This is a genomic window from Pseudomonas sp. SCB32 (genome assembly GCF_009189165.1).
Classification (GTDB): Bacteria; Pseudomonadota; Gammaproteobacteria; order Pseudomonadales; family Pseudomonadaceae; genus Pseudomonas.
Genome location: NZ_CP045118.1, coordinates 3,779,271 through 3,803,053, shown reverse-complemented (window position 1 = coordinate 3,803,053; position 23,783 = coordinate 3,779,271). Strand labels below are relative to the sequence as shown.

The following is a 23,783-nucleotide window of genomic DNA, read 5'->3' as shown; positions in this document are numbered from 1 at the left end:
ATGGCGGCCTTTTGCCAGGCACCGTCCGGGCCATTGCCGGTCGACCCCCTGTCTCATGCGTGTTACGGTCCAAGGACTCCTTCAATCGTCCGTTGTGGCTTCGCTGGCACAACGGTACGAGCTGCAATCGGAGAAATGGCTTATGTCACGTCCCCCACAACGAGGACCTGTCGACACCGCCATGGCCCCGCTCAGCGAGGTCTCAGCCGCAGCGCTGCTGCAGCTGTGGCTCGGCCAGTGCAAGCAGACCGCCGTGTTCCTGGATGTCGACGGAACCCTTCTGGACATCGCCGAAACCCCCGACGCGGTGCACGTCCCGCCCGGGTTGGTCGATGCGCTCAGCGAGCTGCATCGACGTCTCGACGGTGCCCTGGCCCTGATCAGCGGCCGCCCGGTCGACGAGCTCGACCGGCTGTTCCATCCCCTGCGCCTGCCCGCCAGCGGCGGTCACGGCGCCCACTGGCGCGAAACCGGCGAGAGCCCGCTGCGCCGCACCACCCGTGATTTGCCCGCCTGCGTGCGCGTGCAGCTCAATGCACTCGCGTGCGCTCACAAAGGTGTGCTGGCCGAGGACAAGGGCAGCAGCTTCGCCCTGCATTACCGCGCCGTCCCCGACAGCGCGCCGGCGCTGCGGGTGGCCCTGCAGGCGCTGCTCATCGCGCCGGAGGGCGCGGGCTTGCGCCTGCTCGGCGGCAAGAAGGTCTACGAAGTCGTCGCCGAGGGCATCGACAAGGCGGGTGCCATCCAGCGCCTGATGACCACGCTGGCTTTCGCCGGTCGTCGCCCGCTGTTCGTCGGCGACGACCTCACCGACCAACCCGCCCTGGCCCTGATGCCCAGCCTGCAAGGGCTGGGGCTCTCGGTCGGGAGAATGCTGCCGGGGGCGAGTGCCGTCTTCGCCAATGCGGCGGCAGTCCGTACCGCACTCATCACGGCGGCAGGAGGAAAGGATCGATGACTGAACGGCACGACGGAGCACTGGAGCTGGGCCTGATCGGCAACTGCCGCGTGGCCGCCCTGGTCAACCCGCAGGGGCGGCTGGTGTGGTGGTGCTACCCCAACTTCGATGGCGACCCGGCGTTCTCCCGGTTGCTGGCCGGCGACGAGGAAAAAGGTTTCGCCGACGTGCTGCTCGACGGCCAGGTCAGCCATATGTCCGAGTACCAGCGCAACACCGCGATCATCACCACCGTGCTGCGCGACGACAGCGGTGGGGCGGTGCGCATCACCGACTTCGCCCCGCGCTTTCTGCAATACGGCCGGGTGTTCCGTCCGGCCCAGTTGTGCCGGCTGATCGAGCCACTGGAAGGGCTGCCCAGGGTCACACTGCGCGTGCGTCCGACCCACGGTTACGGCAAACCGCGCCGTAGCGTGGCGGGCTCCAGCCATATCCGCTACCTGGATGGCGATGAGCCGATCCGCCTGACCACCGACGCGCCGCTGTCCTACCTGCTCAACGAGACCCGCTTCGCCCTGCGCCACCCGGTGAGCATGGTGATCGGCATGGACGAGCCGCTGGACAACGCTCCCGGCGACGTCGTCCGCGAATTCCTCAAGCGCACCCAGGGCCATTGGCACGACTGGGTGCGCGGTCTGGCGATCTCCTTCGAATGGCAGCAGGTGGTGATCCGCTCGGCCATCACCCTCAAGTTGTGCAACTTCGAGGAGACCGGGGCGATCATCGCTGCCGCCACCACCTCCATCCCCGAGGCGCCCGGCTCCCGGCGCAACTGGGACTACCGCTACTGCTGGCTGCGCGACGCCTACTTCGTGATTCTCGCCCTCAACCGCCTGGGCGCCACCCGCACCATGGAGGGCTACATCGACTTCATCACCACCGTGGCCAGCGGTGACGCCGAACTCAAGCCGCTGTACGGCATCATCCCCGACATGGACCTCACCGAGCGCGATGAGCCGGACCTGGCCGGCTTCCTGGGCCACGCTCCGGTGCGCGTCGGCAACCAGGCGGTGGAGCAGAACCAGCACGACGTGTTCGGCTCCGTGGTGCTGGCCGTGCTGCAGAGCTTCGTCGACGACCGCCTGCCCAGCCCCAGCAGCGAGGGCATGCTGCAACTGCTCGAGTCCCTCGCCGACAAGGCCGTGCACGCCGCCTTCGAGCCCGATGCCGGCATCTGGGAATACCGTGGCCGGCAGCGTATCCACACCCATTCCGCACTGCTCTGCTGGGTCGCCTGCGACCGCGTCGGGCGCATCGCCCGGCGTCTTGGCCGGGTGGAGGAGGGCGAAGCCTGGATGGCGAAGGCCGCGAGGCTGCGCGAGCGCATCCTCGCCGAAGCCTGGAGCGAGAGGAAACAGTGCTTCACCGGTGCGTTCGGCCATGACGACCTCGATGCCAGCGTGCTGCTGATGAACGAACTGGGCATCATCGAAGCCGACGATCCGCGCTTCGTCGCCACCGTCGAGTGCATCGGCCGCGAACTCAACGTCAACGGCCACCTGCTGCGCTACGCTGCGGCGGATGACTTCGGCGTGCCGGAAACCGCCTTCCTGGTAGTCAAGTTCTGGTACCTCGACGCGCTCGCCGCCATCGGCCGCCGTGACGAAGCCCGCACGCTGTTCGAGGAACTGATCGCCGCGCGCAATCGTTACGGGCTGCTCTCCGAAGACCTGCACCCGCACACCGGCGAGCTCTGGGGCAATATCCCGCAGACCTACTCCATGGCCGGGCTGATCAACTCGGCCATGCGTCTTTCCATCGGCTGGGAGGAAGGTCTATGCCGCGCCTCGTGGTGATCTCCAACCGGGTGATGGTGCCCGATGAAAACCATCCGGCCGCGCCGGGCGGGCTTGCCGTCGCCATCGAGGCCGCCATGCGCGAGCGTGAGGGCATCTGGTTCGGCTGGAGCGGCCACGTGGCCGAGGAGCCGGGGCCGCTCACCACCCTGGAGCGCGGCAACCTCACCTACATCCTCACCGACCTGCACCCGCAGGACTTCGACGAGTACTACAACGGCTTCGCCAACCGCGTGCTCTGGCCCATCCTGCACTACCGGGTGGACCTCGCCGAATTCAGCGAGGCCGATTTCGGTGGCTATCGGCGGGTCAACGAATTCTTCGCCGAACGCCTGAGCCCGCTGTTGGAGCCGGACGACGTGCTCTGGGTGCACGACTACCACCTCATCCCGCTCGCCCTGGCCCTGCGCGCCCGTGGGCACGCCAACCGCATCGGCTTCTTCCTGCACATCCCGATGCCGCCGGCGGACCTGCTCACCGCGATCCCCCACCACGCCGAACTGATCCGCGCCCTCACCGAATACAACCTGATCGGCTTCCAGACCGAGAACGACGCCAGCAATTTTGCCCGCTACCTCACCCGCGTGGTCGGCGCCGCCACCCCCGATGGCCGGCGCTATCACCTGGAAAACCAGCACTTCCGCGTGGGTGTGTTCCCGGTGGGCGTGGATGCCGAGGGCTTCCGCCAGTTGGCCGAGGCGTCGGAGCGGAGTCAGGCCGCCCAGGACCTGCGCGAAAGCCTCGGCGGCCGCGCGCTGATGGTCGGCGTGGACCGCCTCGACTACTCCAAGGGCATCGTCAACCGCCTGGACGGCTACGAGCGCTTCCTGGAGTGCTACCCCGAGTGGCGCAACCATGTGACCTGCCTGCAGATATCCCCCGGCTGCCGCCAGGACATCCCCGAGTACGCCGACATCGATGCCGCCGTCAGCGCACGGGTAGGGCACATCAACGGCCGCTTCGGCGCCGTGTCCTGGGTGCCCCTGCGCTACGTGGCGCGCAACCACCGCCGCGAGGACATCGCCATGGTCATGCGCCAGGCGCGCATTGGCCTGGTGACGCCGCTGCGCGATGGCATGAACCTGGTCGCCAAGGAGTTCGTCGCCGCGCAGGATCCGGACGACCCCGGTGTGCTGATCCTCTCCCAGTTCGCCGGCGCCGCCACCGAGCTGGGCGGCGCGCTGATCGTCAATCCCCATGACCGCGATGCCCTGGCCGAGGCCATCGATACTGCCCTGCGCATGCCGCTGGGGGAGCGCAGGGCGCGCTATCGTGACATGTACGCGGTGCTGCAGGCCAATGACATAAGGTTCTGGGGGCCGAGTTTCATCGACGCGCTGACCCGGCCGGGAAGGGCGCTGAACTGGTTGTCGAACCATTACCTGGGCCACTGAGGCGGGGCTGCTTTTGGTAGGGCGAATAGCGCGCAGCGTTATCCGCCGTGATGGGTATCGCTGCGCTCCACGCCATCCTACGAAGAGCAACCCGGCATGAAGCAGCCAAAGTCGCAGGCGCGCGCAGAGTCCCGTCAGGAGGCCGAGTGGAGGTATTGCGCAGAGGGGCGAGCGGCATGGATACCGCGAGAGGCTTGAAGGGCCATGGATGGCTCTTGCGAGCCGACCCTCGGAGCGATACCGGAGGGAGGGAACCCCGGCGAAGCCGGGGCCGGATGTCGGGACGAGACCTTTTGGTTCCTTTTGGGAGGGCGGCTATCCGGCGTTCGCCAAAAGGAACTCGCCCGAGGGGGCGAAACAAAAAGTCCCAGCACACGCCGAAGCGGCGCATGAACACCCAAAGCCAAAGCCAAAACGGCGCATAACGCCTCAGGCGTTATGCGCCCTACGAAGAGCAAGAACATCGCGAACGGAGTCCGCTCCTGCGAAGCCCATTTCCGAGGGCGTAGAGCAGGCCTTCAAGCCGCCAATCGAACAATCGAAAATCCACCCGCCCGACAGGCGGGAAAGCCCAGAAACCGGGCCTCTGCACCCGGTCAACCCCCACTTCAAACCCTCGGCCGCCTGACAAATACGACCAGCGACGTGAAAAAAAGCTACCAATTCCCTACGTCCCATGTATTCTGCTCGCGCTGCCTGCCCGGTAAAGCGCCGCGACTTGATGTTCTGTCTACACGATGTTCCATCTCCTCGGCACCTCTTCACTACGCATTCAGCTCATCGCCGGTCGGCAATTCGGCTGGCCTTTAGCAAACAATATCTGGAGACAACATCATGTCCGATCGTCAAAACGGCACCGTCAAGTGGTTCAACGCTGAGAAGGGCTTCGGCTTCATCACCCCGGAAAGCGGCCCGGACGTATTCGTTCACTTCCGTCAGATCGAAGGCAACGGCTACAAGTCCCTCGACGAAGGCCAGAAGGTCAGCTTCATCGTGACCGCCGGCCAGAAAGGCCCGCAGGCCGAGCAAGTTCGCGCCGTCTAATCGACGCCACTTGTCGAAAAAGCCCCGCATTCGCGGGGCTTTTTCATTTCCGGCGGCAAACTGCCGTCAGACGCCGCCCTCGTGGCTCGGCGCGCTGCCCCTGAGCCGCCCCAGCCAGCCCTTGCCGCCCTTGAACGGGCTGAAGGTCGGCACTTGCTGGAAGGGCACCCAGATTTCCCCCCCTGCCAGTCCAGCACCGTCATCCGCAGGGATTCCCAGCGCATCGTTATCCGCCGTGGCCGCTGCGCGTCGTCCTTCACCTGGCCGCGCATCGGCGGAATCACCTGCTCCGACAGCCAGCATCCGAGCGTGCGGCTCTCTGGGTGACCGAAGCGGATCAGCACCTTGTACAGCGCCGCCTCGTTGATGACGTCCTCCAGCAATTCCCCTCCGCTGGCGGAGAGCAGGCGGACGGTCTGTACCTCGTATTCCTCCACCCGCTGCGCCAGCGTCTGCGGGAAGCGCACGCCGAGAAGGCAGGCAAGGTCATGGGCGACGAACCAGGGCTGGTCGTCGATCAGCACGCCGCGTAATGGGCGGTTGTGACGTTGGAAGGTTGTGGCTGTGTAGCAGTCGTCTTGCATGCTTTTGCTCCCGAATATCCATATTGAAGAAGCTGCCACACGCCGCTGTCATCGAAGGGTGGCAGACCGCGCGGGGTTGACAGACCGGATCCGGGAACCGGCAGACCTTTTGGGTCTCCCCGCGCGGTCCGCCATTGTAGCGTTGCAGTTATTCCTGCAGTCGCGCGGGGCCTGCGAAAGCGATCACGCCGCTCTCACATGCACCTGCTGGGGCGCATCGCGCCCGGATTCGGGCTGTCAAACCCGGCCATGAATGGTTCGTGACCGGGCGAGGATAGGGGGATGCCATGTAGGCTGGCTGCGCAGAGTCGGGTGGGAAGGTTCGATTTGCGGGAGCGGACAGCGGACGAAGGTGGGGATCAGACACTCCCCTCGCTTTCGATCACCAGAATGCGCGCCTCGCCTTGTGGGTGGGCCACATGCTCGGTGCCGATGGAGGCGTAGAAGATATCCCCGGTTTCCAGCATGACCTGATGCTCGCCCTTCGTATCGCGGTAATGCATCGCCACCCGCCCGTCGAGCACCACGAATACCTCTTCGCCGTCATTGATGTGCCATTTGTACGGCTGGTCGGTCCAGTGCAGCCGGGTGGTGATTCCGTTCATGTTGGCGATATCGAGCGCGCCCCAGGGACGGTTCGCGGTGAAGCGCTTGCTGCGGATGATTTTCAAGGTGTCTGGGCTCCGTAGGGGGCTTGCCATTGTAGCGTTGCGCGTTTTCCTGCATTCGCACGGCGTCTGCGAATGCGATCGCGCCAATCTTAGATGCACTTCCTGGGTCCATCGCGTCCGGATTCGCGTGGTCAGACGCGCCCGAATCGTTCGTGAGCAAACGAGGATCAGGGGGCCGTTGCTTCCCGGGCTGGCAAGAACGCCATGGCGCTGCCCAGATTCTGAAGTGTCCAGGATCCGAGATTGGGTACGTCCTTCCAGGCAGACTGTTCGGGGCCGCCGGTCACCAGGCGTATCAAGTTGCGGCGGTCGCTATCGAAATGCTTTTCCTGGTTGGGAGCGATGTCGGACAAAGACTAGGCGAGCATGAAACGATCGCCGGGAATTTTCCGGATGAAAGCATGGATTCTCCAACTTAAGAGGTAAACATTTCGCAGGTGTCAGGTTTTTCATTAGGGAGCAACGGATCTTCCAGGGCTCCAGCTCACGGCCCGGATGCCTCTCTTGAAGATTAAGAAAAGCCCGATGGATTTCAGGTCTGGGGGTCTGTAAATAGCGTCCGTTATTAGTTGGAAAATAAGGACGAAGCGATGCGTTTTTTCGGAGTTACCCAGTTCAGTCTTTTTCATCCGGGAAGTGTTGCGTGGCATATTTCAAAGAAGTCGGAATCTGTATATCTGCGAGAGTTGTACTCGGATGAACGTATGCTTCCAAGGATTGAGATCTTTCTGGGGAGGAGTTTGCCGATTTATCAGAAGATGGCTGAAAAGTACAATTATCGACATATTCTCCTCTATTCGGAGTTTCTGCCTGAAAAGTGGCTGAAGGTGCTCGAGGACGCGGCGGAGAAATACCCGGTTCTGTATTTGAACAAAACGGGTTCCGACCTGAATTACAAAAAAGCGATGCTTGACTTTCTTGCGGGGGCCGAATCTACCACTGTGGCCTGGTTCAGGGTCGACGATGATGATGTGCTAAGCGCAAATTACCTGGACCGACTTGCCGGGTACATGCGCCAGGAGTATGAGGGAATGGCGGTATCCTTTGGTATGGGGCTGACCGCGCTTTATTCTAATGGGATATTCAGTAATTTCAGGAAGTTCAGGCAACCCCTGTTGTCGGCGGGGATGGCGTTCATTGGGCGCTACAATGCCGAGCTGAAAAGTCTTCAGTTCCCCGATGGCGGTGACCATACCACTGTTGACGTTCGGACTCCGGTGGTACTTGACTCCCGGTGCGTGAGTTATATTTTGACTCGGCATGTTTCCCAGGATGCGGGTGTCAATGGAAGTGATTCGCCGATAACTCTTTCCAATTCTCTGTCCAAACATCCGGTTGCAAAGGATTGTGCACGGCTGGGTGACGAGTTTCCAACGGTTGTTCCGGACTTTCAGCGTCACGATGCCATAGGTCAGGTCCTGTTTGATTCGGGATTTGGAAAGGTGGGATTCATTTCGGATGGTCTCTCGGTGAAGCTTGGGCTTGGTTCTGGCTCATATTCTATTGAGTGTAGTGTGCTGGGTGGAGGAAGTGTGGCGGATGAATGCGGTGCGATAATCTCCTTTGTTTTTGAGGGTGAAAATATCGATGATGTAATAGGGCTTTCCATGTCGCCCGATCCTGCCATCGGATGGTATCGCTATCTGAAGACGGATGCTCTGGAGACCTTTACGAAATTTGATTTTACTATTCCGACCAAGTGTCGCCTTAGAGAGGTTGTTGTGCGGTCGTCGCGTTGCAATACTCGAGTGCTGTTCAATAGGGTAAAAGTGTTTAGTAGTTACGGGGTTGTTTAGGGCGAATCTGCTGGTGTTCATAAGCCTGGAAAGTCCGGGATTACCAGTTGGTTTCTGTTTTCATTCAAGGGGCAGGCCGAGGGCGGGTAAGCGAATGGTCGCAGGACGACGGTAGCTCAAGCCGCCTGCTCTGCAATATCGTCATTCGCTATCCGTGGAGCGTCCCAGCCATCCTACGACTCTGCCCGGACCAGTCTCTCGACCAGCCGCCGTGTCAGCGGGGCGATGACCAGCACCAGCGGGAAGGCGATGCACCAGCTGGTGAGCCAGGCGCCTACCCAGAGCTGGGCGACGGTGGGGACGAAGCCGACGGCCCGGAAGGTGGAGAGGCCGGAGACCAGCAGGGTCATCACGCCGGAGAGGATCAGCGCGAACAGCAGCGGGCTGTAGCGGCGGGCGATCATGCGTGGGTCTCCTGCGCGGTTTCGCCGTGTGGCTGGCGCAGCCGACACAGGGTCTCGGCGAAGTGCTGGCCGAACATCCGTGCGGTCTTCAGGTCGCCGGGGACGAAGTCCGGCGCCGTCTTGTCGGCCTGGGCCATCAATCCGGTCCAGGAGCCGAGGCGGTTGGCAGCCTCGTCATAGGGCACGCCCAGGTGCTGCTCGGGGAGGATCGGATTGCCGGCCCAGAGCATCCCGTGCTGCATGCAGAAGGTGAACAGCGAGATCAGCGTGGACTGCTTGTCGCCCGCGGGCAGCGCCGAGACGGTGAAGCCAGCGGCGAGGCGACCGCGCAGCTTCTGCTGGCGCCAGAGTGGGCCGGTGGCGTCCATCAGGGCTTTCAGTGGCGCCGAGACGCCGCCCAGGTAGGTGGGCGAGCCAAGGATCAGGCCGTGGTAGGTGAGCAGGGCGTCCGGACGTTCGATGAGCGCCTGGGCCTTGAGCAGATGCACGTCGCAGCCCGGCACCAGGCCGGCGCCGCTGGCGATGGTCTGGGCGATCCGCTCGGTGCGGCCGCTGGCGCTGTGGTAGACGATGGCGATGCTTTTCATGGTTTCTCCGTGGGTTCACGCAAGGTGGAAGAGCGCGTCCGTGGGTTCGGAGCGGGCATGGCGTAACCCTACGAGTTCAAGTGAACTTGAGGTCAAGGAGAGAATTGCATGGGCGTCGAGGTGGGGAGGTTCTTCGTAGGAGCGAGCTTGCTCGCGAACCTGGCCAACTCCAGAGCTGCCAGGGAGTTCATTCGCGAGCAAGGACTGGGCGTCCCCCTCGGTCCTACAGGGATAGCCCCAACGCCCCCTCCAGCCACTCGCAGAACTGCCCCACCTGTGCTGTCCGGTCGCTTTGCTGATGGACCAGCAACGACCAGTAAGGGCCACGCACGGTCTGTTCGCACAGCGGTGTCAGCAGGCCGCTCTCCCGCGCGTCGCCGGCCAGCAGCCGGCTGACCAGGGCAATGCCCAGGCTCTGGCTGGCGGCATCCAGCAGCAGGCCCGGATCGGAGAAGTTCAACCCCGCGCTGCGCTGGCCGATATCGGCGCCGCCTTGCAGCTGCCAGTGCGCCCAGTCCATTTCCCGCTCGCCGTGCAGGGTGGTGCGCGTTTCCGCCGGCTGGTCGAGCAGGCGTGGGTGGCACGCGGGGTAGAGGCGGTCTTCGAGGAGGATACGGAAGCGGCATTCGGCCTGGGCGGTGAGGTCGTCGCGCACGGCGATGTCGATGGTCTGGGTGGCCATGTCCGGGGTGTCGCTGGTGGTCAGCAGCCACAGGTCGATCTGCGGGTGGCGGGTGTGGAAGTCGCCCAGGCGCGGTACCAGCCAGTGGCGGGCGAAGGCCGGGGTGGTGTTGACCACCAGCTGGTTGGGTTTGCGGTACTGGTCGAGGCGACGGATGCCCACGGCCAGTTGCTGCAGCAGCGACTGGGTGGTGCTGAGCAGGTCGAAGCCGGCGTCGGTGAGGGCGACCTTGCGGCCGCTGCGATAGAACAGCGGCTGTTCGACGAAGCTTTCCAGGCTGCGGATCTGCTGGCTGATGGCGGACTGGGTGAGGTGCAGTTCCTCCGCCGCCTTGTGGAAGCTGCCCAGCCGGGCCGCAGCTTCGAAGCCGCGCAGGGTGTTCAGGGGAGGCCAGTGTTTGAGCATGATCGATAAGTTCTGCTGATCAGATTTACGCAAAATCTATCGTTTGTTGTCACGGTTTCACAGGCCTAGGATGGTTTCAGGCGCCGCTGAACCCTTTAATTCCGATAAAAATTCCTAACCAAAAGGCTTTGTGTATGCATCTCAACGATATGCAGAACGGCTGGCGCATGCCCGCCGAATGGGTACCCCACGCAGCGACCTGGATGGCGTTCCCGCATAACCGTCCGCTCTGGGAAGACGGCTGGGGCGTGACCCTGGAGCAGGTGCAGGAAGACTTCATCCGGGTGGCCAACGCCATTGCCCGTTTCGAGCTGGTGAAGCTGGTGGTGGACCCGTCCGCCGTGGCCCGCGCCGACGCACTGTGCGGACCGAACGTGGAACTGGTGGTGCTGCCCATCGACGACAGCTGGTGCCGTGATTCCGGGCCGACCTTCGTCTGCCATCCGCAGCATGGTGTGGCCGGGGTGAGCTGGCGCTTCAACGCCTGGGGCGGCAAGTCGGTGCACACGCTGGACGAGGGGCTGGGCCGGCGCGTGCTCAATCAGCTGGGGCTGGGCTGCTTCGGCACGCCGCTGGCCAACGAGGGCGGGGCCATCCACGTGGACGGCGAAGGCACGCTGATCACTACCGAGTCGGTGCTGCTCAACCCCAACCGCAATCCCGGCGTGAGCAAGCGCGAGATGGAGGAAATCTTCGCCCGCCTGCTGGGCGTGACCAAGACCATCTGGCTGCCGGGCGACCCGCAGTACGTGACGGGCGACATGACCGACGGCCACGTCGATGGCGTATGTGCCTTCGCCCGCCCCGGCGTGCTGCTGGTGGACGCAACCCGCGATGCTTCCAGCACCTACGCCGAAGTTGCCCGCGAGAACCGCCGTGCACTGGAGTTGGCGACCGATGCCAAGGGCCGCTCCTTCGAGCTGATCGAGCTGTTCGAGGCCAGCACGGCGGTGGACCCGGAGGCGGAAGTCTTCTGCGCGTCCTACACCAACTTCTACCTGGCCAACGGCGCTGTGATCATGCCGGCCTACGGCATCGCCGCCGATGACGAAGCTGCCGCAGTGCTGGCCCGTGCCTTCCCCGGACGCGAGGTGGTGCCCGTGCGCATCAACCACCTGGCCCACGGTGGCGGCGGGGTGCACTGCATCACCCAGCAGCAGCCGGCCTGGCCGCTGGGAGGCCTGTGATGAGCAAGCTGACCGTTGCGGTGCTGCAGTTCTCCTGCAGCTGGGACCTGCCGCGCAACCTCGACGAAGCCGAGCACCACGTGCGCGCGGCGGCCGCGGCCGGGGCACGGCTGATCCTGCTGCCCGAGCTGTTCGCCACGCCGTACTTCTGTATCGAGCAGGATCACGCCCATCTGGCGCTGGCCCAGCCCTATGAGGACAGCCCGCTGTTGCAACGCTTCTCACGGCTGGCGGCGGAGCTGAACGTGGTGCTACCGCTGAGCTGGTTCGAACGCGCCGGCAACGCCTACTTCAACTCGCTGACCGTCGCAGACGCCGACGGCCGCCTGCTCGGGGTGTACCGCAAGACGCACATTCCCAACGCCATCGGCTACCAGGAGAAGGAATACTTCAGCCCCGGCGATACCGGCTTCCGTGTCTGGGACACGGCGATCGGCCGCATCGGCGTGGGCATCTGCTGGGACCAGTGGTTCCCCGAGACGGCGCGCTGCCTGGCGCTGCAAGGCGCGGAAATCCTCCTGTTCCCCACCGCCATCGGCTCCGAGCCGGGGGCGGCGCACATGGATTCCCGCGACCACTGGCAGACCGCCCAGCGCGGCCATTCCGCCGCCAACCTGCTGCCGGTGCTGGCAGCCAATCGCATCGGCGAAGAAATCGCGCCCGGTGACGACAGCCTGCGCATGCGCTTCTACGGGTCGTCCTTCATCACCGACCACAAGGGCGCGCTGCTGGCCGAGGCCGGACGCAACGAAGCGGCCGTGCTGGTCCGTGAGCTGGACCTGCACTTGGCGCGCGAGGAACGCCTGACCTGGGGTGTGTTCCGCGACCGCCGCCCCGAGATGTATGGCCCGTTGCTCGGCCTCGATGGCCGGCACCTTCACTCACGCTGGCAAGGCCAGGGAGTCTGACCATGAAATCGATGCTGATCGGCGCGCTGGGCCTGTCCCTGGCTTGCGCCCTGCAACCTGCGGCGGCGGAGGAAAAGGTCCTGCGCCTGTTCAACTGGGCGGACTACTTCGCCCCTGACACCCTCGACGGTTTCACTCGTGAGACCGGCATCCGGGTGATCTATGACGTGATGGACGGCAGCGAGACGCTGGAGGCCAAGATGATGGCCGGGCACAGCGGCTATGACCTGGTCTTCCCCGGCGACACCGTGGCCGAGCGGCTGATGCGCGCCGGTGCGCTGCAGAAGCTGGATGACAGCAAACTGGAGCACCTGGGCGACATCGAGCCGGGCCTTCAGAACCTGCAGAGCAAGTACCCGTATTCGCGCCACGCCGTGGTGCCCTACACCTGGGGCAGCATCGGCCTGACCTTCAACCGCGCGAAGATCGACCAGCGCATGAGTGACGCGCCGGTAAACAGCCTCGACCTGCTGTTCAAGCCGGAGTTGGCCAAGCATTTCGCTGACTGCGGCATCTCGCTGATCGACTCGCCGGACGAAGTGCTCGCGGTGGTGCTCAATTACCTGGGGCGTGACCCGCGCAGCGGCAAGCCGGAGGACCTGGCCGACGCGCTGGCGGTGCTCAATGGCATCCGCCCGTATATCCGCAAGTTCCAGTCGCAGCCGGTCACCCAGCTGGTCAACGGCGACCTGTGCCTGTCGCTGGGCTACAGCGGTGACGTGATCCAGTCGCAGCGCGCCGCCGACGAGGCGGGCAAGAAGGAGCGCTTCGAGTATCGCGTACCACGCGAAGGCACCTCGGTGTGGATGGACACCATGGCGATTCCCGCCGACGCGCCGCACCCGGAATACGCCTATGCGCTGATCAACTACCTGATGCGCCCGCAGGTGATGGCGGCAATCAGCAACGCCACCGGCTACCCGACCTCCAATGCCAAGGCGCGGCCGATGGTGGACGCGAGCATGCGCAACAATCCGGACATCTATCTTGATGAGAAGGCCTATGCGCGGCTATTCCCCGGCAAGGACATTCCGCAGCGCGACATGCGTGCGCGGATGCGCACCTGGACAAGTTTCAAGACCGGCACCGGCACCGGCACCGGCACCGGAAGCTGAGGAGACGACATGATGACTCGCAGGAACCTGCTCGGCGCCGGCATGACGCTGGCGACGGGGTTCGGACTGGGCCTGGGCCGCGTCGCGCTGGCGACGGAGCGCTGGTACATGCCCGACGAGCACCGCCGGCAGGAGCGGGTGTTCGTCGCCTATGCGGCGTCGCCCGAGATCTGGAAGGACTGGGCGGGTGCGGTGAACGCGACGGTGGTGCGGCTCGCCCGCACCATCGCCGAGTTCCAGCCGGTGACGGTGCTCTGCCGGCCGGAGCAACTGGCCGAGGCCAAACGCGCCTGCGCCGGCCCCAACATCGACTTCCTGGCGCTGCCGCTGGATGACATCTGGGTCCGTGACTACGGTGGCTGCTTCCTGGTGAACGACGCCGGTGGCCTGGCCCAGGCCGATTTCAATTTCAACGGCTGGGGTGGCAAGCAACAGGCCGGGCGCGATGGCGAAGCGGCGGCGGCCCTGGCCGAGGACCTGGAAGCCCAGGCGTTCGTCAGCAAACTGTGCGGTGAGGGCGGCGGCATCGAGGTGGACGGCCAGGGCACCGCCATCTTCACCGAGAGCTGCTGGGTCAACGACAACCGCAACCCCGGCTGGACGCGCCCGCGCATCGAGGCGGAGCTGAAGCAGCGCTTGGGGCTGCGCAAGGTGATCTGGCTGCCGGGCATTCGTGGCAAGGACATCACCGATGCCCACGTGGACTTCTATGCGCGCTTCGTCGAGCCGGGCGTGCTGGTGGTCAACCTGGACAACGACCCGCAGTCCTACGACTACGCGGTGACCCGCCGGCATCTGGAGATACTCAAGACGGCGACCGACGCCGACGGGCGCCCGCTACGCCTGCATAGCCTGCCACCGCCGCTCAAGCCCAAACCGAGCCCGTACAACAGAGGCAACCCGGACTTCGCCGCTGGCTACATCAACTACCTGCCGGTGAACGGCGGGGTGATCGCGCCGCGCTTCGGCGACGCGGAGGCGGACGAGCATTGCCATGCGCTGCTGGGTGAGCTGTATCCGGACCGGGAAGTCGTCCAGCTGGACATCGACCCCATCGCGGCCGGGGGCGGGGGTATCCACTGTGTGACCTTGCAGATGCCGGCGGTCTAGGCTGGGGTTGTGCGCTGACATTGCCGGCGGATCGCGGGCGTGGCCCGCTCCTACAGGTCTACGCCGACGCTCTCTTCGTAGGAGGCATGGCGGATAACCCGTTCCGGGTTATGCGCTCTACGAACCGGGTCGCCGCGTTCGCGGGGATGACGCCAAGGGAAAGCAAGCTTCGTAGGATGGGTGGAGCCTAGGCGATACCCATGCTGGCGGTGCCGTGATCGATGGGTATCGCTTCGCTCCACGCCATCCTACGGATTGATCAGGAGCTACTTGCCCTGGCCGCGAACGCCGTCTCGACCAACTCCGGCAGCGCCACACCCGCCGCGCTGGCGAGGGCGAAATCCCGTTCGCCGTGCAGCGGCCCCGGCGTGGGGTTGATGTGCAGCAGCGTGGCGCCGGCGCGCCAGGCCACCTGGGGGATTTCCGCCGCCGGGTAGACCACGCCGGAGGTGCCGACCGAGATCAGCAGGTCGCAGTCTTCGGCGGCTTCAAAGGCGTGGGTCAGCGCGTTCAGCGGCAGGCTTTCGCCGAACCACACCACGCCAGGGCGCAACGGGCCACCGCAATGGGCGCAGGCGGGCGGGGTGACGTGCCGGCCGGCCTCGGGTTCGTCGGGGACCGGCAGCGGCTCATCCGGCTCGCGCTGGCAGGTGAAGCAGCGCGGGCGTTCGAGCTGGCCGTGCAGGTGAATGACGGAGGCGCTGCCGGCGCGCTCGTGGAGGTCGTCGACGTTCTGGGTGACCAGGGTCAGTTGCGGCACCTTGGCTGCCAGCGCGGCGATGGCCAGGTGCGCGGGATTGGGGCGTGCGCGGTGGACGATACTGCGCCGCCACTGGTACCAGCCCCAGACCAGTGATGGGTCGGCGCGGAAAGCATCGGCGGTGGCCAGGCGGGAGGGCTCGAAACGTGCCCAGAGACCGGTGAGGCGGTCGCGGAAGGTGGGAATGCCGCTTTCGGCGGAAACCCCGGCGCCAGTGAAAACCACCACATGCCGGGCGTTGCGCAGGGCATCGAGGAGGGCGGGGGCGAAGGTCATGACTCGGTTCCGGTGAGGCTGGGCGCGCAGTCCAGGCGGTTGCGTCCGGCGGCCTTGGCCCGGTACAGGGCCTGGTCGGCGGCGCCGATCAGGGCCCCGGCGGAGGTATCCGAACCGGCGGCCAGAGTGGCGATGCCGATGCTGGCGGTCACTCGGCCGAACGGGCTGCCGACGTGGGTCAGGTTGCATTGCCAGAGGTGCTGCAGGATCTGCTCGGCCACGGCCTGCGCACCGGCGCTGTCGGTGTTGGGCAGGATCACCGCGAGCTCTTCGCCGCCGTAGCGCGCCGTCAGGTCGCCGGGGCGCCGCACGCTGTCGGCCAGCAGCTGGCCGATGTTGCGCAGGCAGTCGTCACCGGCGGGGTGGCCGTAGGTATCGTTGAAGCGCTTGAAGTAGTCGATGTCGATCAGCAACAGGCCCAGCGGGTTCCGCCCGCGCTGGGCGCGGCGCAGTTCGGCGGCGAGGTGGTCGTCGAAGCTGCGGCGGTTCTGCAGGCCGGTGAGTGGGTCGCGGGAGGCCAGTACCTCGAGCTGGCGGTTGGCCTTGAGCAGCTCTTCGCGGGCCGCCACCAGCAGGGCTTCGGTGCCGATGCGGCGCTTGATCGCGAGGATCATCAGGCTGCCGACGATGACGATCACGATCAGCAGGCCGGAGGCGATGCTCACTGTGCGCAGGGCATCGGCTCGCCAGGCGGCCAGGGCTTCGTTCTTGCCCAGGGCAACCGAGGTCACCAGCGGGTAGCGGTCGTTCTTGCGGAAAGCATAGATGCGCTCGATGCCGTCCAGCGAGGAGCTGAAGGTGGCGGTGCCGACGTTGGCGTTGTCCAGGTAGCCGGTGAAGATCGGCGAACGGGAGAGCACGCGGCCCATGTCGCTCTCGCGGAACGGGAAGCGCACCAGCACCTGGCCGTTGCTCAGGGCGACGCCGATGGCGCCGTACCTGCCGATGTCGATCTTGCCGAACAGATGGAGGAGGGTCTCCACGCCCAGGGTCGCGGAAATGACCCCGGCGAAGCTGCCGTCGGGGTGGTTGTAGCGGCGGCTGACGGTGATTACCCATTTGCCGTTGTAGCGGCTGCGGATCGGCTCGCCGATGTAGGCGTCGGTCGATGGCGTGTCGCGATGGTGGATGAAGAAGGCGCGGTCGGCGCTGCTGGTGCCGGGCGGAACCTCGCCGCTGGAGGTCATCAGCCAGTTGCCCTGGTCATCGTAGATGACGATGCCGTCGAGCTGGTTGAGCAGGGGTTGCTGGCGTTGCACCAGGCGGCGCAGGCGTTCCAGTTGCGCGGGGCCTGTGCCGTCGTGCTCCAGGCGTTCGCTCAGGCCCAGGAGCAGCATGGAGCTCTGGGTGATGATGCCTTCGACGTAGGTGTCCAGCGCCTGGGTCAGGTTGAGGTTGTGCGTGTAGGCCTTGGCGAGGGTGCGCTCGCGGGCGGACCACAGCTCCCAGGCGGTGGCCGCCGCCACGGTCAGGCTGATGATCGACAGCAGAAGTACGGCAAGGCGAATGTCGCGTTTCACATGGGCCTCGTTGGGTCGGTACCGGTGGCGTCTGCCACCCGGCGTGTCGGGCGTGGGTCTCGCCCGTCGGCCGTGCTCTGAGATACTGGCCGGGTGCGTCAGGTTGGTTGCGTGCGTCAGTCCGGCGACGGACCACTGAGTTGCACGCGGTTGCGTCCGTCCTGCTTGGCGCAGTAAAGGCGTTGGTCGCATCGCGCGAGCAGATCGCGCGGTTGGTTCAGGCCCTCCTCATTGGCCATCGCCCCCCCGAGGCTGATGGTGAGGTGCCGCAGGGCGTCGGGTCGGTGCAGGTGTTCTATGTTCAGGCTGGCCACCTGCTCGCGCAAGCGCTCGGCCACACGACGCAGGTCGTCGACGCTGCCGGATTCGAGCAGCACGACAAACTCCTCACCGCCATAACGATAGACGCTGGCACGACCTCCGCGCAGGCTGCCCACCAGGGATTCGGCCACGCGGCACAGGCAGCGGTCGCCTGTCTGGTGGCCGAAATGGTCGTTGTAGGGCTTGAAGTAGTCAATATCCACCAGCAACAGGGCGAAGGGGCGACCGTGGGCGCGCATGCCGTCCCAGCTGGCCTTGAGCTGGGCGTCCAGGGCGCGGCGGTTGCCGACGCCAGTCAGCGCGTCAGTGCTGGCCAGCTCCTGCAGGCGCAGGTTGAGCGCATCCAGTTCGACCCGCTGGCGGCGTTCTTCCTGGTCGGCGAGGAAGGCCTGGCGCACGCCCCTGATGTTGGTCCAGCTGATGAACAGGCTGAACAGCGCCACTGGCAGGTAGACCAGGGTGAAGGTCAGCACGGGTTTGGCCGCGCCGTGGTGGATCAGCCAGACGTTGTAGAGAATGATGGTCGAGATGACCGCCGAGATCAGCGCGATGCCCTTGAACGAATAGCGCACCCCCAGGTTGCCGAGGAGGATGAAGACCACCGAGGCATAGAGGAAGAAGGGCACGTCGGGCGAGGCGCTGCGCTTGAGCAGCTCGAACCAGGCAAGGGTGGAGATGATGTCGTGCACCGGCATCAGCAGGTCCATCACCAGCACGCTGCGGCTGAAGCGGAATACCAGGAAGATGTTGAGCAGGCCGATCAGGCTCAGGCCGGCGCGCAGGAGCAGCGACTCCTTGACCATGTCCGGGATCAGCAGCGCGTCGGCCAGCACGTAGGAGTCGTAGGCCGCCATGGCGATGAAGTTGATCGCCAGCAGGAAGCGCCGGTAATGCTGGATTACATAGGCCTTGTAGGCGGCTTGCAGGCTTGGCGGCATCTTCCCCTGGAACTGCCGGGAAGGCTCGGCGGGATACTCGGGTAGGGTCATCGGGGTGGGAGCCTGTGTCTGCCGTCCTGGGCGAATGCTGGCCAGTGGCTAGAGTAGGGGGCGGCACGACCGCCGTCCAGCAGGTTGGTATACATCGCAGCGAACATACGGCTGAATTGGATCTTTCATCTTCGCCAGTGATGGATCTTTATGGAGTGCCAATGCATCGGCATGATGGTGGCATTCCCTGGTTTCGAGGCCCCCCATGTACGTACCTGCACACTTTGAGGAAAACCGCCCGGACGAGCTGAACCGGCTGATCCGCGAGCATCCGCTGGGCATCCTGGTGACCGCCCATGGCGGCGTGCTGGATGCCAATCACCTGCCCTTCGAGCTGGCGCTGGACGGCGAGAAGCCGTTGCTGCGCGCCCACGTCGCGCGAAATAACCCGGTGTGGCGGGAGGCCGACGGGGAGGAGGTGTTGGTGATCTTCCGTGGCGACCACGCCTATGTCTCGCCCAACTGGTATCCGAGCAAGCACGAGGAGCACCGCCAGGTGCCGACCTGGAACTACCAGGTGGTGCATGTGCGCGGCCGCCTGACGGTGATGGACGAGGAGCGCTTCGTGCGCGGCCTGGTCGGGCGCCTGACCCGCACCCATGAGGCGGGCGAGGAGCGGCCGTGGAAGATGAGCGATTCCACGCCGGAGTTCATCAGCGGGATGCTGGCGAATATCGTCGGCATCGAGGTGGAGATTGGCCAGATTGTCGGCAAGTCCAAGCTGAGCCAGAACAAGGAGGATCGTGATCGGCTGGGTGCTGCCGGGGAGCTGGAGCAGCGCGGTAGTTCGGAGTTGGCCGGGGCGATGCGGGCCGCGAAGGAGTAGGGCTGCCGGCTTCGTCTGCGATATCGGCTGTGGCCGGTCTGGCGGCCGGATCGCGGATAAGATCCTCTCCTACGTTGCTGGCCTGGGCGGACCTTGTCCGCGATCAGCGTGCTTGGGCGCTCCTGAAGAATGGCTATCAGAGCCCGCCTAGCAGATCGTGGGAGTCCAGCAGGCGCCAGGCGATTTCCGGGTTCTTCTCCATGCTCCGGCGGATCGCGGCGGGGATGGCCTGGCGGGTCTTGCGGCAGAGGCCGGGCTGCTCGTCGAAGTCGAACTCGATGCCGCGCGTGGTCCGCACTTCGTTGAAGCCGGGGGCGATGTGCAGGCGGATGCCGAGCTGCTCGAAGAGCTTGTGCTGCATGCGCTCGAGGTCGGCCAGGTCTTTCAGGTTTTCCAGACGCTCCAGCAGTCGCTGCTCCTCGTGCCGGGTCAGCAGCAGGATGCGCATATCAGCATTGGGATTCTCCAGCAGTCGCTCGCGGTGGCAGTCGCAGGCACCGGGTGGGCATTGCTGGCGGAGCGGGGGAGTGGAGGTCATGTTCCCGATCATAGCGGGGGATCGGGGAATTGCGCAGGGGGATTGCTCTTTGTAGGAGTGAGGGGGACGCCTAGTTCTTGCTCGCGAACGAATTTCCCGGCAGCTCAGGCGCCAGGGCTGTTCGCGAGCAAGCTCGCTCCTACAGTGAAGGTGACAGCCGGCCTCAATGCGCCGGCTTGCGAATGGTCTTGAGCAGGTCTTCCGGGCTGATCTGCCCGACGATGTTGCTCACGCCGTCGCTGCCCGGCTGCGGCAGGCCGAGGATGTGGCCCTTGATCTTGCCGATCACGTGCATCTCGCACGGTTTGCAGTCGAACTTCAGGGTCAGCACTTCGTCGCCGTGGATCAGCTGCATCGGCTGCACCTTGGTGCGCACGCCGGTGACGCCCTTGGCCTGTTTCGGGCACAGGTTGAAGGAGAAGCGCAGGCAGTGCTTGGTGATCATCACCGGCACTTCGCCGGTTTCCTCGTGGGCCTCGTAGGCGGCGTCGATCAGCTGCACGCCGTGGCGGTGGTAGAACGCGCGGGCCTTCTCGTTGTAGACGTTGAAAAGGAAGGACAGGTGCGACTCCGGGTATACCGGCGGCGGGCTGGTCTCGGCCTTGCGGCCACCGCGCGGGTGGGCCTGAACACGGGCTTCGGTGAGCGCCTCGATGGCTTCGCGGCGCAGCGACTTGAGCTGAGAATTGGGGATGAAGAAGGCCTGCGGGGTGTCCAGCTCGATGCTGTCAGCGTGGTACTGGGTGGTGCCCAGTTGGCCGAGCAGGTCGTGCAACTGGTCCAGTGCCTGTTCCGGCTTGTTGGCGACGCCGAACGGGCCGTCCAGGGCGACGCTGGCGGTGACGCCTTCCTCGCTGGTGGCGGTCAGCTCCAGGCGTTCCTCGCGCAGCTTGGCGACCCACGACAGGCCGACGCGGCGCTCGGCGGAAGTCTTCTGCAGCGCCTGCTGCCAGTTGTGGTCGAGGTTGCGCGACAGCGGGTGGTTCGGGCGCAGGCGGTAGAGGCCTTCGGGCATCTCGTTGGGCTCGACGCGGTAGCGGTAGCGCTTCTCGCCGTCTTCCTCGAACTCACCTTTGGGCTCGGCGATATTGGCGCGGAAACCGACCACTTCGCGCTTCACCAGCACGTTGAGGCCGTCGCCGTTGGACAGCGGGTCCTTGGTCACCACCAGCATGTCGCGCTTGCCGACCTTTTCCACGGTGCCCACCGGCAGGCCGGTGAAGGTCGGCGAGTCGAAGGCGCCGATGTCGATCTTGCGGTCGCTGACGAAGTAATCGGTGCTGCCGCGGTGGAAGGTCTTGTCCGGGTCCGGCACGAAGAAGTGGTCGGTGCGGCCGCTGGAGGCTCGGGCCAGGTCCGGGCGCTCGGCGAGGATGCCGTCCAGGCGCTGGCGGTAATAGGCGGTGATGTTCTTCACGTAGCCCATGTCCTTGTAGCGCCCTTCGATCTTGAAGGAGCGCACGCCGGCGTCCACCAGGGCGCTGAGGTTGGCGCTCTGGTTGTTGTCCTTCATCGACAGCAGGTGCTTCTCGAAGGCAACCACGCGGCCCTGGTCATCCTTCAGGGTGTAGGGCAGGCGGCAGGCCTGGGAGCAATCGCCACGGTTGGCGCTGCGGCCGGTCTGGGCGTGGGAGATGTTGCACTGGCCGGAGAAGGCCACGCACAGCGCGCCGTGGATGAAGAACTCGATGGCGGCATCGGTCTCGTCGGCGATGGCGCGGATTTCCGCAAGGTTCAGCTCGCGGGCCAGCACCAGCTGGGAGAAGCCGGCCTGATCGAGGAACTTTGCCCGCTCCAGGGTGCGGATGTCGGTCTGGGTGCTGGCATGCAGCTCGATCGGCGGGATGTCCAGTTCCATGATGCCCATGTCCTGCACGATCAGCGCATCGACACCGGCGTCGTAGAGCTGGTGGATCAGCGTGCGCGCCGCTTCCAGCTCGTTGTCGTGGAGGATGGTGTTGATCGTGGTGAACACCCGCGCGTGGTAGCGACGGGCGAACTCCACCAACTGGGCGATATCGCTCACATCGTTGCTGGCGTTGTGCCGGGCGCCGAAGCTCGGGCCGCCGATGTAGACGGCGTCGGCGCCATGCAGGATGGCCTCGCGGGCGATGGACACATCGCGGGCAGGGCTGAGCAGTTCCAGATGGTGTTTGGGCAGGGACATGGTTTCTTCTTTATCAGGCGTGGCACGGGCAATCGCCCATTGTACCGGCCAAATGCCGCGTCGGCATCCGTGGCGTGCCGGGCGGCGTAACCCCTGGTCGCCAGCCAGCTCCACCCATCCCGCGACTGTGCCAGCGGACTGCGTCCGCGATGTTCCGGTGCGGACACTGTTGCAGGCATGGCCAGCTCCTACAGCCGACCACCATGCGCACCCTGTAGGAGCGGGCCATGCCCGCGATCGCGCCCATGGGGCGCTCCTACAGGTTGAATTCGTAGCCTCCGGCGGTTCTGCAACGCCCCTGAAGGCCCCCTTGCAGAACTGCAAAGTGGCCCTGCAATGCTGTCTGTTCCGCGCCTTCGGGTGATGGGCAAAGATGGCTCCACGGTTCGGCACCACCCTCGAATCCGCCGAATCCGATCGATACCAAGACCCACCCCACTCACGCAACGCAGAAGGAAACATGTCATGACCGCTATCGCCAAAGCTGCTCCGGGCAAAACCCTGCTGAACCCGGCCGATCACACCCTGATCATGATCGACCACCAGTCGCAAATGTCCTTCGCCACCAAATCCATCGACGCGGTGACCCTGCGCAACAACGCCGCCCTGGTGGCCAAGGCCGCCAAGGAATTCAACGTCTCCACCATCCTCACCACCGTTGCCGAGAAGAGCTTCTCCGGCCCGATCTTCAGCGAAATCAAGTCGGTATTCCCCGAGCACAACATCATCGACCGTACCAGTATGAATACCTGGGAAGACCCGCGAATCGCCGTGGAGGTCAACAAGTTCGGCAAGCAGAAGATCGTCCTCGCCGGCCTCTGGACCTCGGTGTGCATCGTTGGCCCGGCGCTGTCGGCCATCGACCAGGGCTTCGAGGTGTACGTGATCGCCGATGCCTGTGGCGACGTGTCCACCGAAGCGCATGAAATGGCCCTGCAGCGCATGATCCAGCTGGGCGCGCGCCCGATGACTTCCCTGCAATACCTGCTCGAACTGCAACGCGACTGGGCCCGTGGCGAAACCTACGACCAGACCGTGAAGACCTCCATCGAGCACGGCGGCGCCTATGGCCTGGGCCTGATCTACGCCAAGACCATGTTCAACGCCAGCGAAGGCCACTGATCGAGCCCTTGGCAACGAACCCCTCCCTCGCTCCGGCGGGGGAGACCACCCAGGAGGGAGTCCCATGAACAGCCCAGTCAATCAAGAGTCCGTGACGCTGATCATCCGCCACCGCGCCAGGCCCGGCCGTGCGGCGGAGTACGAAGCCATCCTGCGCGAACTGACCCACGCCGCCAGCGAGTTTCCCGGACACCTGGGCGTGGACGTGATGCACCAGGGCGACGACTTCACCTCCGTACTGCGTTTCGCAAGCGCCAACGAGCTGCAGGTCTGGCTGGACTCCGCGAAGCGCCGGGAGCTGATCGAACGCGCCACGCCGTTGCTGACGGACGGCGACCAGCAGGAACTGCACAGTGACCACGAGTTCTGGTTCACCCCCGGGCAAAGCGACCAGCGGCAACCCCCGCGCTGGAAGCAGGCGGCGGTGTCGTACCTGGTGATCCTGCCGCTGGTGATGCTGGTGCCGCAGCTCTGGCAACCCCTGTTCAGCCGGGTGCCGCCGCTGGGTGGTTTCGTGCCGGCCAACATGCTGATCACCATCACCATCGTGCTGCTGGTGGTCTACGTTTTCATGCCACGGGTCACGCGCCTGTTCTCCGCCTGGCTTAATGCCCGCTGATCGA

General features: G+C 65.0%; 22 protein-coding genes. 12 read left to right on the top strand and 10 right to left on the bottom strand.

From position 1 onward, the window contains the following. Nucleotides 1–142 precede the first annotated feature (142 nt). From otsB to GA645_RS17300, 4 genes are all read left to right on the top strand, one after another. Nucleotides 143–958, top strand: coding sequence for a trehalose-phosphatase (gene otsB / locus GA645_RS17315; RefSeq protein ID WP_256675953.1), 816 nt, complete (start codon nt 143–145; stop codon nt 956–958). Continuing rightward, a complete protein-coding gene (locus GA645_RS17310) occupies nt 955–2,754 on the top strand; it encodes a glycoside hydrolase family 15 protein (protein ID WP_152224225.1) in 1,800 nt (599 codons plus the stop codon). The genes otsB and GA645_RS17310 overlap by 4 nt, the downstream gene beginning before the upstream one ends. Next, nucleotides 2,736–4,148 carry an alpha,alpha-trehalose-phosphate synthase (UDP-forming) gene (gene otsA / locus GA645_RS17305; protein WP_152224224.1) on the top strand — a complete coding sequence of 471 codons (1,413 nt, stop codon included), beginning with the start codon at nt 2,736–2,738 and terminating at the stop codon, nt 4,146–4,148. The genes GA645_RS17310 and otsA overlap by 19 nt, the downstream gene beginning before the upstream one ends. Nucleotides 4,149–4,982: 834 nt before the next feature. Continuing rightward, on the top strand, nt 4,983–5,192 hold the full coding sequence (locus tag GA645_RS17300) for a cold-shock protein (protein ID WP_015477564.1): 210 nt from the start codon (nt 4,983–4,985) through the stop codon (nt 5,190–5,192). On the opposite strand, the gene GA645_RS17295 is transcribed toward GA645_RS17300, so the two are convergent. Next, entirely contained in the window at nt 5,189–5,776 is a 588-nt protein-coding gene (locus tag GA645_RS17295; protein ID WP_256675952.1) for a BRO family protein, read from the bottom strand. The two genes, GA645_RS17300 and GA645_RS17295, sit on opposite strands and share 4 nt — an antisense overlap. A 359-nt stretch (nt 5,777–6,135) precedes the next feature. Further along, entirely contained in the window at nt 6,136–6,447 is a 312-nt protein-coding gene (locus GA645_RS17290; RefSeq protein ID WP_152224223.1) for a cupin domain-containing protein, read from the bottom strand. A 590-nt stretch (nt 6,448–7,037) separates the two neighbouring features. On the opposite strand from GA645_RS17290, the gene GA645_RS17285 reads away from it, so the two are divergent. Further along, nucleotides 7,038–8,243 carry a glycosyltransferase gene (locus tag GA645_RS17285; protein ID WP_152224222.1) on the top strand — a complete coding sequence of 402 codons (1,206 nt, stop codon included), beginning with the start codon at nt 7,038–7,040 and terminating at the stop codon, nt 8,241–8,243. Nucleotides 8,244–8,416: 173 nt separating this feature from the next. Here the strand turns inward: GA645_RS17285 and GA645_RS17280 are convergent, their stop codons facing one another. From GA645_RS17280 to GA645_RS17270, 3 genes are all read right to left on the bottom strand, one after another. Continuing rightward, nucleotides 8,417–8,647, bottom strand: a complete 231-nt coding sequence (locus tag GA645_RS17280) for a DUF2798 domain-containing protein (protein ID WP_152224221.1) — start codon at nt 8,645–8,647, stop codon at nt 8,417–8,419. After that, a complete protein-coding gene (locus tag GA645_RS17275) occupies nt 8,644–9,234 on the bottom strand; it encodes a flavodoxin family protein (protein WP_152224220.1) in 591 nt (196 codons plus the stop codon). Before GA645_RS17275 ends, GA645_RS17280 begins: the two co-directional genes overlap by 4 nt. Before the next feature lie 223 nt (nt 9,235–9,457). Beyond that, nucleotides 9,458–10,321 carry a LysR family transcriptional regulator gene (locus tag GA645_RS17270; protein ID WP_152224219.1) on the bottom strand — a complete coding sequence of 288 codons (864 nt, stop codon included), beginning with the start codon at nt 10,319–10,321 and terminating at the stop codon, nt 9,458–9,460. Between the two features lie 134 nt (nt 10,322–10,455). Here GA645_RS17270 and GA645_RS17265 point away from each other — a divergent pair, with 134 nt between their 5' ends. Genes GA645_RS17265 through GA645_RS17250 form a run of 4 tightly spaced genes read left to right on the top strand, consistent with a single transcriptional unit; the run spans nt 10,456 to nt 14,641 of the window. After that, nucleotides 10,456–11,508: an agmatine/peptidylarginine deiminase gene (locus tag GA645_RS17265; RefSeq protein ID WP_152224218.1), complete on the top strand. Its 1,053-nt coding sequence runs from the start codon at nt 10,456–10,458 to the stop codon at nt 11,506–11,508. After that, nucleotides 11,508–12,416 carry an N-carbamoylputrescine amidase gene (gene aguB, locus GA645_RS17260; RefSeq protein WP_152224217.1) on the top strand — a complete coding sequence of 303 codons (909 nt, stop codon included), beginning with the start codon at nt 11,508–11,510 and terminating at the stop codon, nt 12,414–12,416. Before GA645_RS17265 ends, aguB begins: the two co-directional genes overlap by 1 nt. Before the next feature lie 2 nt (nt 12,417–12,418). After that, nucleotides 12,419–13,531 (top strand): extracellular solute-binding protein, encoded by a 1,113-nt coding sequence (locus GA645_RS17255; protein ID WP_152224216.1) that lies wholly within the window; start codon nt 12,419–12,421, stop codon nt 13,529–13,531. Between the two features lie 9 nt (nt 13,532–13,540). Beyond that, a complete protein-coding gene (locus GA645_RS17250) occupies nt 13,541–14,641 on the top strand; it encodes an agmatine/peptidylarginine deiminase (RefSeq protein ID WP_152224215.1) in 1,101 nt (366 codons plus the stop codon). A gap of 259 nt (nt 14,642–14,900) precedes the next feature. On the opposite strand, the gene GA645_RS17245 is transcribed toward GA645_RS17250, so the two are convergent. From GA645_RS17245 to GA645_RS17235, 3 genes are all read right to left on the bottom strand, one after another. After that, entirely contained in the window at nt 14,901–15,677 is a 777-nt protein-coding gene (locus GA645_RS17245; protein ID WP_152224214.1) for an NAD-dependent deacylase, read from the bottom strand. After that, a complete protein-coding gene (locus GA645_RS17240) occupies nt 15,674–17,197 on the bottom strand; it encodes a diguanylate cyclase (protein ID WP_152224213.1) in 1,524 nt (507 codons plus the stop codon). Before GA645_RS17240 ends, GA645_RS17245 begins: the two co-directional genes overlap by 4 nt. A 116-nt stretch (nt 17,198–17,313) precedes the next feature. Further along, nucleotides 17,314–18,507 carry a GGDEF domain-containing protein gene (locus GA645_RS17235; protein ID WP_152224212.1) on the bottom strand — a complete coding sequence of 398 codons (1,194 nt, stop codon included), beginning with the start codon at nt 18,505–18,507 and terminating at the stop codon, nt 17,314–17,316. A 205-nt stretch (nt 18,508–18,712) separates the two neighbouring features. On the opposite strand from GA645_RS17235, the gene GA645_RS17230 reads away from it, so the two are divergent. Continuing rightward, nucleotides 18,713–19,333 carry an FMN-binding negative transcriptional regulator gene (locus tag GA645_RS17230; protein WP_152224211.1) on the top strand — a complete coding sequence of 207 codons (621 nt, stop codon included), beginning with the start codon at nt 18,713–18,715 and terminating at the stop codon, nt 19,331–19,333. A gap of 136 nt (nt 19,334–19,469) precedes the next feature. On the opposite strand, the gene GA645_RS17225 is transcribed toward GA645_RS17230, so the two are convergent. Both GA645_RS17225 and GA645_RS17220 read right to left on the bottom strand, forming a co-directional pair. After that, nucleotides 19,470–19,871 (bottom strand): hypothetical protein, encoded by a 402-nt coding sequence (locus GA645_RS17225; protein ID WP_152224210.1) that lies wholly within the window; start codon nt 19,869–19,871, stop codon nt 19,470–19,472. Between the two features lie 163 nt (nt 19,872–20,034). After that, on the bottom strand, nt 20,035–22,038 hold the full coding sequence (locus tag GA645_RS17220; protein WP_152224209.1) for a U32 family peptidase: 2,004 nt from the start codon (nt 22,036–22,038) through the stop codon (nt 20,035–20,037). A 465-nt stretch (nt 22,039–22,503) separates the two neighbouring features. On the opposite strand from GA645_RS17220, the gene GA645_RS17215 reads away from it, so the two are divergent. Beyond that, nucleotides 22,504–23,160, top strand: coding sequence for a hydrolase (locus tag GA645_RS17215; protein WP_152224208.1), 657 nt, complete (start codon nt 22,504–22,506; stop codon nt 23,158–23,160). Between the two features lie 64 nt (nt 23,161–23,224). After that, nucleotides 23,225–23,779, top strand: a complete 555-nt coding sequence (locus tag GA645_RS17210; protein ID WP_178119570.1) for an antibiotic biosynthesis monooxygenase — start codon at nt 23,225–23,227, stop codon at nt 23,777–23,779. Nucleotides 23,780–23,783 lie beyond the last annotated feature (4 nt).

Bases quoted from the DNA above. Each gene is read 5' to 3' on its own strand.
- otsB (WP_256675953.1), top strand. From the start codon at position 143: ATGTCACGTCCCCCACAACGAGGACCTGTCGACACCGCCATGGCCCCG.
- GA645_RS17310 (WP_152224225.1), top strand. From the start codon at position 955: ATGACTGAACGGCACGACGGAGCACTGGAGCTGGGCCTGATCGGCAAC.
- otsA (WP_152224224.1), top strand. From the start codon at position 2,736: ATGCCGCGCCTCGTGGTGATCTCCAACCGGGTGATGGTGCCCGATGAA.
- GA645_RS17300 (WP_015477564.1), top strand. From the start codon at position 4,983: ATGTCCGATCGTCAAAACGGCACCGTCAAGTGGTTCAACGCTGAGAAG.
- GA645_RS17295 (WP_256675952.1), bottom strand. From the start codon at position 5,776: ATGCAAGACGACTGCTACACAGCCACAACCTTCCAACGTCACAACCGC.
- GA645_RS17285 (WP_152224222.1), top strand. From the start codon at position 7,038: ATGCGTTTTTTCGGAGTTACCCAGTTCAGTCTTTTTCATCCGGGAAGT.
- GA645_RS17280 (WP_152224221.1), bottom strand. From the start codon at position 8,647: ATGATCGCCCGCCGCTACAGCCCGCTGCTGTTCGCGCTGATCCTCTCC.
- GA645_RS17275 (WP_152224220.1), bottom strand. From the start codon at position 9,234: ATGAAAAGCATCGCCATCGTCTACCACAGCGCCAGCGGCCGCACCGAG.
- GA645_RS17270 (WP_152224219.1), bottom strand. From the start codon at position 10,321: ATGCTCAAACACTGGCCTCCCCTGAACACCCTGCGCGGCTTCGAAGCT.
- GA645_RS17265 (WP_152224218.1), top strand. From the start codon at position 10,456: ATGCATCTCAACGATATGCAGAACGGCTGGCGCATGCCCGCCGAATGG.
- aguB (WP_152224217.1), top strand. From the start codon at position 11,508: ATGAGCAAGCTGACCGTTGCGGTGCTGCAGTTCTCCTGCAGCTGGGAC.
- GA645_RS17255 (WP_152224216.1), top strand. From the start codon at position 12,419: ATGAAATCGATGCTGATCGGCGCGCTGGGCCTGTCCCTGGCTTGCGCC.
- GA645_RS17250 (WP_152224215.1), top strand. From the start codon at position 13,541: ATGATGACTCGCAGGAACCTGCTCGGCGCCGGCATGACGCTGGCGACG.
- GA645_RS17245 (WP_152224214.1), bottom strand. From the start codon at position 15,677: ATGACCTTCGCCCCCGCCCTCCTCGATGCCCTGCGCAACGCCCGGCAT.
- GA645_RS17235 (WP_152224212.1), bottom strand. From the start codon at position 18,507: ATGACCCTACCCGAGTATCCCGCCGAGCCTTCCCGGCAGTTCCAGGGG.
- GA645_RS17230 (WP_152224211.1), top strand. From the start codon at position 18,713: ATGTACGTACCTGCACACTTTGAGGAAAACCGCCCGGACGAGCTGAAC.
- GA645_RS17225 (WP_152224210.1), bottom strand. From the start codon at position 19,871: ATGACCTCCACTCCCCCGCTCCGCCAGCAATGCCCACCCGGTGCCTGC.
- GA645_RS17220 (WP_152224209.1), bottom strand. From the start codon at position 22,038: ATGTCCCTGCCCAAACACCATCTGGAACTGCTCAGCCCTGCCCGCGAT.
- GA645_RS17215 (WP_152224208.1), top strand. From the start codon at position 22,504: ATGACCGCTATCGCCAAAGCTGCTCCGGGCAAAACCCTGCTGAACCCG.
- GA645_RS17210 (WP_178119570.1), top strand. From the start codon at position 23,225: ATGAACAGCCCAGTCAATCAAGAGTCCGTGACGCTGATCATCCGCCAC.